The sequence below is a fragment of the Candidatus Planktophila versatilis genome, assembly GCF_002288265.1.
Lineage (GTDB): Bacteria > Actinomycetota > Actinomycetes > Nanopelagicales > Nanopelagicaceae > Planktophila > Planktophila versatilis.
Map to the genome: position 1 here is coordinate 1,313,607 of NZ_CP016778.1, position 11,814 is coordinate 1,325,420.

At 47.6% G+C, this 11,814-nt stretch carries 15 protein-coding genes; 7 read left to right on the top strand and 8 right to left on the bottom strand.

What is annotated here, in order from left to right; genetic code table 11:
* The first annotated feature begins 1 nt into the window (after position 1).
* Genes A1sIIB76_RS06790 through A1sIIB76_RS06820 form a run of 7 tightly spaced genes read left to right on the top strand, consistent with a single transcriptional unit; the run spans position 2 to position 6,997 of the window.
* A complete protein-coding gene (locus A1sIIB76_RS06790; RefSeq protein WP_095675430.1) occupies positions 2-598 on the top strand; it encodes an NUDIX hydrolase in 597 nt (198 codons plus the stop codon).
* Entirely contained in the window at positions 595-1,689 is a 1,095-nt protein-coding gene (locus A1sIIB76_RS06795; RefSeq protein WP_095697327.1) for a DUF6049 family protein, read from the top strand. Before A1sIIB76_RS06790 ends, A1sIIB76_RS06795 begins: the two co-directional genes overlap by 4 nt.
* Positions 1,686-3,320 carry a murein biosynthesis integral membrane protein MurJ gene (murJ, locus tag A1sIIB76_RS06800; protein WP_095697328.1) on the top strand — a complete coding sequence of 545 codons (1,635 nt, stop codon included), beginning with the start codon at positions 1,686-1,688 and terminating at the stop codon, positions 3,318-3,320. Before A1sIIB76_RS06795 ends, murJ begins: the two co-directional genes overlap by 4 nt.
* Before the next feature lie 27 nt (positions 3,321-3,347).
* Positions 3,348-4,277: a thioredoxin-disulfide reductase gene (gene trxB, locus A1sIIB76_RS06805; protein WP_095675433.1), complete on the top strand. Its 930-nt coding sequence runs from the start codon at positions 3,348-3,350 to the stop codon at positions 4,275-4,277.
* A 52-nt stretch (positions 4,278-4,329) separates the two neighbouring features.
* Positions 4,330-4,653 carry a thioredoxin gene (gene trxA / locus A1sIIB76_RS06810; RefSeq protein WP_095675434.1) on the top strand — a complete coding sequence of 108 codons (324 nt, stop codon included), beginning with the start codon at positions 4,330-4,332 and terminating at the stop codon, positions 4,651-4,653.
* Positions 4,654-4,681: 28 nt separating this feature from the next.
* Positions 4,682-5,680: an N-acetylmuramoyl-L-alanine amidase gene (locus A1sIIB76_RS06815; RefSeq protein ID WP_095694098.1), complete on the top strand. Its 999-nt coding sequence runs from the start codon at positions 4,682-4,684 to the stop codon at positions 5,678-5,680.
* Positions 5,681-5,737: 57 nt separating this feature from the next.
* On the top strand, positions 5,738-6,997 hold the full coding sequence (locus A1sIIB76_RS06820; RefSeq protein ID WP_095697329.1) for an aminotransferase-like domain-containing protein: 1,260 nt from the start codon (positions 5,738-5,740) through the stop codon (positions 6,995-6,997).
* Here the strand turns inward: A1sIIB76_RS06820 and A1sIIB76_RS06825 are convergent.
* The 8 genes from A1sIIB76_RS06825 to rpmH are packed head-to-tail and all read right to left on the bottom strand — an operon-like array spanning position 6,990 to position 11,708.
* Positions 6,990-7,859: a ParB/RepB/Spo0J family partition protein gene (locus tag A1sIIB76_RS06825; RefSeq protein WP_095697330.1), complete on the bottom strand. Its 870-nt coding sequence runs from the start codon at positions 7,857-7,859 to the stop codon at positions 6,990-6,992. The genes A1sIIB76_RS06820 and A1sIIB76_RS06825 overlap by 8 nt on opposite strands.
* Positions 7,859-8,767, bottom strand: coding sequence for a ParA family protein (locus A1sIIB76_RS06830; RefSeq protein ID WP_095697331.1), 909 nt, complete (start codon positions 8,765-8,767; stop codon positions 7,859-7,861). Before A1sIIB76_RS06830 ends, A1sIIB76_RS06825 begins: the two co-directional genes overlap by 1 nt.
* Before the next feature lie 39 nt (positions 8,768-8,806).
* Complete coding sequence (gene rsmG, locus A1sIIB76_RS06835; RefSeq protein WP_095697332.1) at positions 8,807-9,388, bottom strand: 16S rRNA (guanine(527)-N(7))-methyltransferase RsmG; 582 nt, start codon at positions 9,386-9,388, stop codon at positions 8,807-8,809.
* A gap of 12 nt (positions 9,389-9,400) precedes the next feature.
* Positions 9,401-9,943, bottom strand: coding sequence for a Jag family protein (locus A1sIIB76_RS06840; RefSeq protein ID WP_190286236.1), 543 nt, complete (start codon positions 9,941-9,943; stop codon positions 9,401-9,403).
* A 52-nt stretch (positions 9,944-9,995) separates the two neighbouring features.
* The gene (gene yidC / locus A1sIIB76_RS06845) at positions 9,996-10,928 is read right to left on the bottom strand and encodes a membrane protein insertase YidC (protein WP_095675440.1); all 933 of its coding nucleotides are present in this window, start codon (positions 10,926-10,928) and stop codon (positions 9,996-9,998) included.
* The gene (gene yidD, locus A1sIIB76_RS06850) at positions 10,928-11,188 is read right to left on the bottom strand and encodes a membrane protein insertion efficiency factor YidD (RefSeq protein ID WP_095694103.1); all 261 of its coding nucleotides are present in this window, start codon (positions 11,186-11,188) and stop codon (positions 10,928-10,930) included. Before yidD ends, yidC begins: the two co-directional genes overlap by 1 nt.
* The gene (rnpA, locus tag A1sIIB76_RS06855) at positions 11,188-11,544 is read right to left on the bottom strand and encodes a ribonuclease P protein component (protein ID WP_095697333.1); all 357 of its coding nucleotides are present in this window, start codon (positions 11,542-11,544) and stop codon (positions 11,188-11,190) included. The genes yidD and rnpA overlap by 1 nt, the downstream gene beginning before the upstream one ends.
* A gap of 26 nt (positions 11,545-11,570) precedes the next feature.
* Positions 11,571-11,708 (bottom strand): 50S ribosomal protein L34, encoded by a 138-nt coding sequence (gene rpmH / locus A1sIIB76_RS06860; protein ID WP_095675443.1) that lies wholly within the window; start codon positions 11,706-11,708, stop codon positions 11,571-11,573.
* Positions 11,709-11,814: the final 106 nt, after the last annotated feature.

Sequence of the window (11,814 nt, forward strand, 5' to 3'; positions counted from 1 at the left end):
TATGACCCCGGCACCTGGTGCGGGCAGCGAAGGTACGAAGAAAAAGCGTAGGCGCAAGCGCCCAGCTCATCGCTCCCCACAATCTCAAGATGTAACGACCCCCACCGCCCCTAATGCAGAGCGCGCAAAAAAAGCACCAGCAAAAGTTGTTTATGCCAAACGAGTAGATGAAGTCAGCGCCGGTGGACTTGTCGTTGATGCCAGCGGAAAACTTGGCCTGCTTATCGGCCGTCGCGATCTTAAAGATACGACCGGCAAGAGAATTCTCTGGTCACTGCCAAAGGGACATATTGAAGAGGGTGAAACTCCAGAAGAAGCGGCCTTGCGCGAAGTGCAAGAGGAGACCGGCATCGTCTCTGTTATTGAAAAATCTTTGGGTGTAATTGATTTCTGGTTTATGGCAGGTGGGAAGAGAATTCATAAAACTGTTCATCATTATTTATTCCGAGAAAATGGCGGGGTACTGGCGGCGCAGGAGAGTGAAGTAGATGAGGTTGCATGGTTCCCGCTTGCTGAAATCGTGGAACGCCTTGCTTATCCTGACGAGAAGAAATTAATTGCGCGAACAAATGCGGCGCAGGAAATGTCTGCGCTATGAAGAAGGTAGCAATAGTTCTGTTGGCACTCATTGCCTTTGGTGTGACGCCTGCAGATGCTGCAACTCCAGTTGTAAGAATTACTGATAAACCTCATAAAGATTTCGAGGGCAAATTTCGCAATAATGAATTAGCAACGTTGATCACTCCCGAAGGTAAGTTAGGCAAAATTGTCTATAACCCAGCGAACTCGCGAAAAACGTGGGTGATAGACCCAGCTCTTATTGATGAGATCGCAGATATGGCAGATGGTTATTCGATTGCGGGCGAAGAAGATAAAGCAGGGCAATTAGCTGCACAGAGTTGGTTATTTGCCTTGAAGTTTACGACGCTTAATAATCCGGTTATCGCGCTGCCGTATGGCAACCCAGATCAATCTCTTGCAAAGCGATTAGCGCCAAGTGAGTTACGTTTCTACTCGCTATTTGGAAAGCAGCGATTAGAACTTCAATTAGGTCGGCCTGTTATTGCCGAAAATGGGTGGAGCAAAGGGGCATCGCGCCTTAATTCTCCATTTAAAGCTCTGTATACAGAGAACCGCAGGATGCTCACTGGACTTTCTACAATCTCAACCGCCCCTGAAATCACCGCTCTTCGGGCGCGACTTGGCACGGTAATGAATCCAGCACTTGATGAAAGTGAACGCGTCTTTTTCTCTTACTCAGCAACGCGTGCGGTTCAGGCAATGACTGCCAAGCTGCGCGTGATTCCAGGTCGATATCAACTCACTTCTACTACCGCTAAGTTGCCGGTGACTTTGGTAAATAGTTTTGACACACCAACTGTTGTAAATCTTTCTCTCATTCCGCTGAACTCACGTATCACAATTGAGAATGTAAATAACATCCAGTTAGCTGCAAAATCGCGGCAGCAGTTAACACTGGAGGTAAATGTCATTGCTCCGGGATCTGTCCTTGTGAATGCCCAATTTATGAATAGTGAAGGGCAGTTAGTTGGTGAGCAATCTGAGCTAGCCTTGAGCGCGACGATCATAGATTCTCGTGTTGCGTGGTTTACAACGGCTGCTGCAGTTCTATTGTTCTTAGGTGCAATTACGCAATCTGTTCGAAGAGTGCGAAAGAGTCGTAAATGAAAAATAACGAACTCTTTCGCGCCTCTGGAATCATGGCGATAGGAACAATACTTTCCCGAATTACCGGTTTTGTTCGCGCACTGCTTGCTGTCGCCGTGCTTGGTACCGCACTCTTAGCTGACACATTTAACGTTGCAAATACCATGCCTAACATTTTGTATAACTTACTTGTTGGTGGTGCGCTCACCGCCATCTTTGTTCCTCAACTAGTGAGATCTTTTGAAGATCACGATGGTGGCCATGGTTTCGCTTCCAGACTTGTCACAACTATTTCTCTTATTCTCCTCGTACTTGTTGCAGTGGGAGTAATTTTTGCGCCCGCACTTGTTCGTTTATATGCACCTGAATTTTCTACTCCTGGCTTTGAAACTGAGCAAGAGATTGCAGTTGCCTTTACTCGCTATTGCTTGCCACAAATCTTCTTCCTTGGTCTCTTTACAATGCTCGGTCAGGTTGCAAACGCCCGTGGTTCATTCGCGCCACTAATGTGGGCGCCGATTGCAAATAACCTGGTTGTGATCGTTGTTTTTGCCGCCGTTCTCATCACTGAGCGCTCACTAGCGCTGGGCACAATTACAGATCTGCAAGTACAGATTCTGGGTTGGGGCACGACGCTGGGTGTTGTTGTGCAAGCGTTGATTTTGATTCCGGTAGTTAAGCGCTCTGGAATTCATATTCGCCCCATGTTTGGTCTTGGCGGGCTCGGTAAATCTTTCGGTCTAGCCGGGTGGACTTTGATCTACGTACTTATCTCTCAACTCGGTTATTTGGTAACAGTAAATGTTGCAACAAGTGCCGCGGTGCGAAGTGCCCAAGCTGGAATAACAACAGGTGTTGGTTTTACTCCATTTACTAGCGCTTACTACATCATGCTCTTGCCATATTCGATCGTCACAATTTCAATTGTGACAGCGCTGCTTCCTCACTTATCACGACTTGCAATAGCTAAGGATATTGAAGAGGTGCGCAAGCAGCTCATTCGCGCAATTCGAATGGTGGCTGTTGTCACCGTGCCCAGCGCTGTTGCGTTACTTCTCTTTGGCCCGCTGATGACTCAATCCCTCTATTTAGGAATTTCGCTAGAAGATGCCCGTTACATTGGTTTTGTTCTTTCGGCGCTCAGTATCGGTCTCGTTGCTTTTTCAATCAACTTAATTTTGATTCGTGGCTTTAACGCATTTGAAGATACTAAAACGCAGGTGTTATCTATCTTGATTATTAACATCATCTCTGTTGCTTTATCTTATGTATTCCTGGAAACTTTAGATAGTTATTGGGTGACAGTGGGACTCGGTTTAGCGTTTTCAGTCAGTTACATCGTTGGGCTTTTTATTACTATCTCTTTATTGAAAAAACATATCGGGCGGTTACAAGTTGGTGATTTTGCCGCTCAACATGGGCTTCTGTTAATTGCATCCTTTGTGGGAATGCTTCCATTTTTTGCAATCGCTTTCTACTTCGATTGGGCTTATGACGATGCCTCCCTTGCCCTTCGTGCTATTCGATTGCTCTTTATTCTTGCGGGAAGTGGGATTGCCTATCTCTTTATTGCCAGAGCTCTGAAAGTGAGTGAAGTCTCAGGGCTTAGAGGGTTCGTTGCCGCTACCCTGCGCCGGCGTCGCGATAAGTAATTCTGTTAAGCGCGATATTCTCACCCTATGAGCACAGATATTCGCGAGGTTGTCATTGTTGGATCTGGGCCAGCTGGTTACACCGCTGCTATCTATGCCGCGCGCGCTCAATTAAATCCTTTAATGTATGAAGGTTCTGTCACCGCCGGTGGTGCGCTGATGAATACAACTGAAGTTGAAAACTTTCCAGGTTTTATTGATGGAATCATGGGACCGGATCTCATGGATAACATGCGTAAGCAATCAAAGCGTTTTGGTACTGAACTGATTACCGATGATGTTGTTGAAATGGATCTCACTGGTGATATCAAGATTATTAAAGATGGGTCAGGAAATGTTGTTCGCGCCCGTTCGGTAATCCTTGCAATGGGTTCGGCATACCGAGAAATTGGTTTAGAGAACGAGAAGCGTTTATCGGGACGTGGTGTTTCATGGTGTGCCACGTGCGATGGCTTCTTCTTTCGAGATCAGGAGATTGCTGTTGTTGGTGGTGGCGACTCCGCACTTGAAGAGGCAACATTTCTCACAAAGTTTGCGAGCAAAGTTGTTTTGATTCACCGCCGTGGTGAACTTCGCGCCTCAAAGATTATGCAGGAGCGCGCATTTGCTAATCCTAAAATCGAATTGTTGTGGGATACCGAAGTCATTGATGTTCTAGGTGAGCAGAAAGTTGAAGCCCTCGAACTTCGTAACACTAAAACTGGAGAAGTAAGTAAGCGTAACTTCACTGGATTATTTGTTGCCATCGGGCATATTCCGCGCTCTGAGCTTGTTACATCTTCTGTGACACTTGATAACGAGGGTTATGTGAAAGTCGAAGGCCGCTCTACCCGCACAAACCTCGCTGGAGTCTTTGCCTGTGGTGATCTGGTCGATCACACCTACCGACAAGCCATCACAGCGGCGGGCTCGGGTTGTCAGGCAGCTCTTGATGCTGAAAAGTTTTTATCCCACTAGTAACCTCAACCGCTATAGAATTACAAGAGCTAGATAGAAAATAGGAGTAAAGATGAGTGCACCGATCAAAGTCACAGCAGCCAATTTCGATGAGGTTGTACTTAAAAGCAGCACGCCAGTGCTCGTTGATTTCTGGGCCGAATGGTGTGGTCCATGCCGCGCAATCGCTCCGATTCTTGATGATATCGCTGCAGAACACGGTGATAAGTTAAAGATTGTAAAGCTCAATACCGATGAAGAATCTGCCATCGCTATCAAATATGGCGTGACCTCTATTCCAATGCTCAATGTTTATGTCAATGGTGAAGTAGTAAAGACAATCATTGGTGCAAAGCCAAAGCCTGCTCTTCTGAAAGAGCTCGAAGGTTTCATTTAATTAACTTACTTTTAGGAAGAGTCTTGCTATGAAAGAGATGTCGGCCGATGACATTCGCTCTTTTCAGCAAGAGCGTGGTCTTCACATCACCGGTGAGCTCAACGAACAAACGCTTCGCGCGCTAGAAGAGGCTCGATGGAAGTTGGGCGATCGCTCGCTCTATCTACAAAAGCCGCCATTGATGCATGGTGATGATGTGGCAGCTCTGCAATCGCGTCTGACTGAGATGGGTTTTCACTGCGGACGAGTTGATGGAATTTACGGAGCTATGACCGAAAGTGCGGTTAAGGAATTCCAAAAATCTGTCGGTGTTGCAATTGATGGTAAGTGTGGTCCGGCAACAATTATCGCAATGCTTCGCCTGACAAAAATTGTTTCTGGTGGCGCACCCGCTGCACTTCGAGAAAGTGCGCTGCAGAAAAATCGTGGGCCTGCTTTGGCTAATAAAGTAATTGTGATTGATCCAAGTTCAGAAGAACATGAGAGAGATATTGTCTTTGATATCGCACAGCGGTTAGAGGGACGTCTATTAGCACTGGGTGCATCTGTTTTTCTCACACGCGGTGCTAATAACAACCCCAGTGAAGAAGAGCGGATTTCATTTACCAATAAAAATAAGGCTGATCTGATGATTTCATTTCACATCGACCAGCACAAAAACTCTGAAGCACATGGTGTGGCAACATTCTTTTATGGCAATGACCAACATGGTGTGCACTCAATTGTGGGTGAAAGATTTGCATCCTTAGTACAGCGCGAACTCTGTGCACGTACTGATTTCCTGAATTGCCGCACCCATGCAAAGACATGGGATTCACTTCGCCTAATCACCGCACCTGCAGTTCGTGTGGATCTTGGATATATCTCAAATAGCGCAGATGCCGCTCGTTTAGCCCGAGCCGAATTTAGAGACACCATTGCTGAAAGCTTCATTATTGCGATTCAGCGCCTTTATTTAGCGGCCGAAGATGATGCAAAGACTGGAACCTTGCGAATATCAGACCTACGTAGCGCAGGTCTTCGCTGATTAATGAAGAGGATATTCATTCGCTAGCATCGCATGACTTATGGGAGACTTCTCCTTATGTCTGACATCTCTATCCGCTACCAAACCGGTGCCCCGCAGAATCTCGAGAAGAGATTTGCTGCGCGCGCTGCCGAGATGCTGCCTTCAGAGATTCGTTCACTTTTTGCAGTTGCATCTCGCCCGGAAATTGTTTCACTCGCGGGTGGAATGCCAAATCTTTCTGCTCTTCCGATGGAGATGATTGCCGGGGTAGTCAAGGAACTCATTCTCACCAATGGTTCGGAAGCACTGCAATATGGAAGTGGCCAAGGACATCCAAAACTTCGGCAACAGATTTGCGATGTGATGGCACTTGAAGGAATTCGCGCAAACCCTGATGATGTCGTCATCACTACCGGTTCCCAGCAGGCACTTGATCTCATCTCTAGAATCTTTATCGATCCAGGTGATGTTGTGCTCGTTGAAGCTCCTTCTTATGTCGGCGCCCTCGGTACTTTCCGGCAATATCAAGCTTCGGTTGTGCACGTTGAGATGGATAACAATGGCCTGGTTCCTGATTCATTGCGTGCAGCAATTAAGAGCGTGCGTGCTACCGGGCGCAAGATCAAGTTCTTGTATCTGATTCCAAATTACCAAAACCCCACTGGTGTTTGTCTGCCAGCCGATCGCCGCACCGAGATCTTAAGTATCTGCCGTGAAGAAGAAATCTTTGTCGTTGAAGATAACCCTTACGGGCTATTAGGTTTTGATAAGCCTTCCCCGAATGCAATGCGCGCCGAAGATTCTGAAAATGTTATTTATTTAGGCTCCTTTTCAAAGACTATTGCTCCTGGGCTTCGTGTGGGTTGGGCACTTGTTCCGCAATCACTGAAAGATAAGTTGGTGATTTCATCTGAATCTTCAATTTTGTGTCCGTCAAACTTCACCCAGCTCACTATCTCTAGTTACTTAGCTGATCAGCCATGGCGCGATCAGATTGCTAGCTTCTGTGAGCTTTATAAGGTGCGCCGCGATGCGATGCTGGAATCTCTAGAGCAACATTTCCCAGCAGAGGCCACATGGACAAAGCCTGGCGGTGGTTTTTATGTGTGGGTTAATTTGCCGGCCGAAATTGATACTAAAGCTTTAATGCCGAAGGCGATTGTGGCCAAGGTTGCTTATGTGCCAGGCAGTGCTTTTTATGCAGATGGTCTTGGTTCATGGTCGATGCGTCTTTCTTATTGCCACCCAACACCAGAGCGAATTCGTGAAGGCGTGAAAGCACTCGGTGGTGTGATTAAGCAAGAGATGGGTCGCAGAGGAACCGCGCTTACTTAGATCCTTCGATGAGATCAACGATGCGTTGTAGATCTTCATTGCCGGCAAATTCAATAACAATCTTGCCTTTACCTTTTCCGCTCTCCACACTCACGCGGGTATCAAGGTAATCACTTAAGAGTTCGGCGGCAGCTAAGCCGGCACCCGATACTCCCTTAACGCTAGATTTCTTAGCGCCCTTACTTGTGGGTTTCATGGTGGCGATAATTTCTTCAGTAGAGCGAACACTTAGCCCCTCTGCCACAATTCTTGATGCTAGTTTTTCAATCTCTGTTGCATCTGTTAGCCCCAGCAGTGCTCGCGCATGGCCAGCAGAAAGAACACCGGATGCAACTTTGCGTTGTACCGCATCAGGAAGATTTAATAACCGGATTGTGTTTGAAATCAGCGGGCGTGATCGGCCAAGTTTGAGTGCGAGTTCATCGTGGGTGCAGCCGAAGTCGCTGAGTAATTGTGCATATGCCGCGCCTTCTTCCAAAGGGTTGAGGTTACTTCGGTGAATATTTTCAATCAGTGCATCACGAAGTAATTCGTTATCGGGTGTCTGTCTAATAATGACCGGAATGGATGTGAGCCCGGCAGCTTTAGCAGCGCGGTAACGACGCTCTCCCATAACGAGTTCATATTTATTCTCCGCAACTTTGCGAACTACTGGTGGTTGCAAGATACCAATTGATTTGATGGATGCAATTAATTCATTGAGTGCGCTTTCATCAAAGACGGTGCGCGGCTGACGTGGGTTAGGTGAAATTTGGTTGATGGGTACTTCGTTTTGCTGCGCAACTTCAGTGCCGGCAACAGTTAGTGAGGTGGGAATAAGTGAATCAAGATTTGTACCGAGCCCACCACGCTTAATCGCCATTATGCAATTCCACCCTTGTAATTAATGCTGACAACATTTGAATCAAAGACAACATCATCTTTAGCTTTCCCACGTTCTGCAATTTCGCGGGCTACTTGCATATAGGCAATCGCACCTGGTGATAGCGGGTCATAGGTCATCACCGTTTGGTTGTATGAAGGCGCTTCTGAAACGCGCACCGCACGAGGGATAGGAATATCAATAAGTTCATTAGGAAAATGAGATCGCACATTTGCCGCAACATCATTTGATAAACGTGTGCGCCCATCAAACATAGTTAAAACAATGGTGGAAAGGTTAAGTGTTGGGTTCAATCTCCTCTTCACAACAGAGTAGGTCTCAAGAAGTTGTGACAAACCTTCTAGCGCGTAGTACTCAGTTTGAATCGGGATGAGCAATTCTTTTGATCCAGCAAATGCGTTGATGGTAAGTAAACCTAGCGACGGTGGGCAATCAATAAAGATGTAATCATAATTTGCACTGATTTCATCGATAGCAGCCTTGAGTTGTAATTCGCGGGCAACCATGGAAACTAAATTGATTTCAGCATTGGCAAGTGATGTATTTGAAGGAAGGCAATCAAGTGCTGGAAAACCTGCCACTTTTTGAATGACCTCTGAAATTTGCACACTACCCATCAGCACTTCATAGACACCGGCAGATTGGCGGTGTTCCACCCCCAGGGCAGTTGAGGCATTTCCTTGTGGGTCTAGATCAATGACAAGTACTCGCAAGCCCCCCATAGAAAGGGCGGCTGCAATATTGACGGTGGTGGTGGTTTTGCCCACCCCGCCCTTCTGGTTTGCCACGGTGAAAATTCGGGTGGAGGCCGGCTTTGCCATCGCCTCTTTTAGCCGGCGGACCCCAACAACTTTAGGGAGTGTTTCACGTGAATCATCACCGGACATGAGCCAATCTAACCACTCCCGGAGCTGCGGCTAGCTCGACTAGCTTGGTTTGCGCAGTTCGACGATGCGCCCAAGTCCTATACCTTCAAGTTCAATCTCATGTAGTACCGCGTTCTTTACCCCCACCATCTCGGCGGCGGCAGATTCACCCTTCATTGCAAGCAAGGCTCCCCCGGTTTTAACCATATGCCAGCTAATTTTCTTCAGCTTCTCTAACGGGGCCACAGCTCGGGCGGTGACGTATTCGGCGCACTTCTTCACATCTTGGGCGCGCCCGCGGATCACTTCAATATCCAGTCCTTCGGTCGCCTCTTTTAGGAATTCAACCCTGCGCTCAAGGGGTTCGATCAGGGTTACTTTTAGATCAGGACGAGCTAGGGCTATCACTATGCCAGGCAAGCCCGCCCCGGAGCCAATATCAAAAAGGGAGGCATTCTGAGGCAGAAGCTGGGTTACCGGTAGGCAGTTAAAGATATGGCGTTCCCAGATGCGCTCACCTTCGCGGGGGCCAATCAGGCCTCGTTCAATTCCAGCGGTGGTCAGGAATTGCGCAAAGGCACGGATCTCTTCCTGGCGTTCTGGGAAGTAGCGGCCGACTAGCCCCTCTACTGATTGTTCCACGTGAAACTAGATCTACGCTGGGTAGATAACGACAAAGCGGTTTGGGTCTTCCCCATCTGACTCTGAGGTCAGGCCTAAGGTCTGGATTGTGTCGTGGATGATTTTGCGCTCAAAGGCGTTCATTGGGTCTAGCTTGATTGAGCTACCTGTGGTCTTTGCTTGGTCAGCCATCTTCTCTGCCAGGGCGGTCAACTCTTTACGGCGCCCTGCTCTAAATCCATCGATATCAAGCATGAGTCGGCTGCGATCCCCGGTTGCTGTCTGCACAGCTAGGCGGGTGAGCTCTTGGATTGAATCAAGGACTTCACCTTCTGCGCCAACCAGGTGCTTGAGCTTGCCACCCACGATTGCTAGCGCTGCCCGGCCATTTTCCACATCGATATCGATATCGCCATCGAGATCTGCAATATCAAGTAGGCCTTCTAGGTAGTCGGCTGCGATATCGCCCTCTTCTTCAAGTTTGGCAGCACTTTTTGGAGCGCGCTCCTCTTTTGAACCAACCACTTCTTCGGTTGCTTCTAAAGTTTCTACTGTTGTTTCGGTGCTCTCTGACATCTTCTCATCCTTTGTCCGGGTTAAGCGTTATTAATAGTATTTGTCTGATTTATTACTTCTTCTTCTTTTTCTTCTTTGGTTGTTTTCGTTGTCCCAGAACTTCTGGAGCCTGCTCCTGGTTCTGGTCAATTTCAGTGCTCTGTGTTTTATTCTCTAACTTTTCTTTCTCCGCGCGCTTTTTTGCCAACGCCTCATATGCCGGAGATCCCGGTGTTGGGTTTCGTTTGATGACGTAGTACTGCTGTCCCCAAGTCCAGAGGTTTGTAGTCGACCAGTAGATCAATACACCCACTGGGAAGTTAACTCCTGAAACTGCAAAGATAACTGGGAATGCATACAACATAATTTTTTGCTGCTGCAACATCATATTGTTACTTGCATCCATCTTTGGCATGCCTTTAACCATGAGTTGGCGCTGGGTAGTAAATGTTGTGGCAGACATGAAGATAATCAAAATTACAGTGACGATGCGAACATTAAGGTCGGTAGTGCCTAAGAAGCTCTGTGAAATCTTGGCGCCGAAAAATGTCGCTTGCGCCGCGCTATCTAGGAATTCTCCTTTAAGAAATCCGCGTCCGATAGGGGCTGCTACACCTTCATCGGTCTTTGCCGCGATTCCGTTAAGAACGGTAAAGAGGGCGAAGAAAATTGGTGCTTGGGCAATGATCGGGAAACATGATGCGAGTGGATTTGTTTTGTGCTCTTTATAGAGCTTCATCATCTCTTCTGATTGCTTTTGACGGTCGTCCTTAAACTTCTTTTGAATCTCTTTCATGTGAGGTTGTAGTGCAGTCATTGCGCGTTGGCTTTTAATCTGCTTCACAAAAAGTGGGATCAGAATAATTCGGATGAGTATTACCAGACCTATGATGGAAAGAGTCCAGGTGACACCTGAGTCTTTACCAAATATGGGAGCAACCGCTTGGTGAATTGCCACCATGACACCGGAGACGATGCTATAGAGTGGGTTAAGAATTGAGTCCATTAGCGAGCTCCTACTAGTGTTTTATGGGCTTTTTTCGCATCTGCGCAATCAAGGTCTTCATCTACATAATCAACGCCGCCGAGTGACCACGGGTTGCAGCGAAGGATTCGGTATGAGGCCATCGCAATTCCTTTTAGCCCATGGCGAGTAATCGCTGTGAGGGCGTAGTTAGAACATGATGGGTAGTACTTGCATCGTGGCGCGAATGCGCTAGAAAATAATTGGTAGGTGCGGGTAAATGCGGTAAGAAGTAACTTCATTAGCGCGCCTCAATTCTTTTAGAGCGCTCAATAAGTTTTTGGATAAGGGTAGAAATCTCTGACGCCACGTTTTTATCATCGCTTTGTTTAAGAGCGCGAACAACAAAAAGTGATCCGAGTGGGAGTTCTACAATATGAGGTGCGACCGCGTGGCGAACTTTGCGCGCAAGGCGGTGACGTTTGACGGATCCGCCGACAGTTTTGTTAATGATGAGTCCACATTTTGCCGATGCATTATTTGTGACAGGTGAGATGTAGAGATATCCAACAAAGTGTTCTGTAGTAACTCGGATTCCGCTTTTAGTTGCTCGGGCGAAATCAGAGCTTGAAGTTAAACGTGCATCTATTGGGAGCACGAGAAGATCCGTTGCGCTCTTAAACCTTAGGCAGAGAGCTTTATACGGCCCTTGGCACGGCGAGCAGAGAGAACTGCGCGTCCTGCACGGGTAGCCATGCGGGCGCGGAAGCCATGCTTCTTGGCGCGGCGACGCGTATTTGGCTGAAAGGTGCGCTTTGTCATGAGAACTCCAAAATGTTGAGGGCGCTTTAGCCCTAGCTGGTCATAAATACGGGGGAGGCAAGATGGCAAGGTTACGGGTGTGGATAGCCGCGGGTCAAACCAGCGA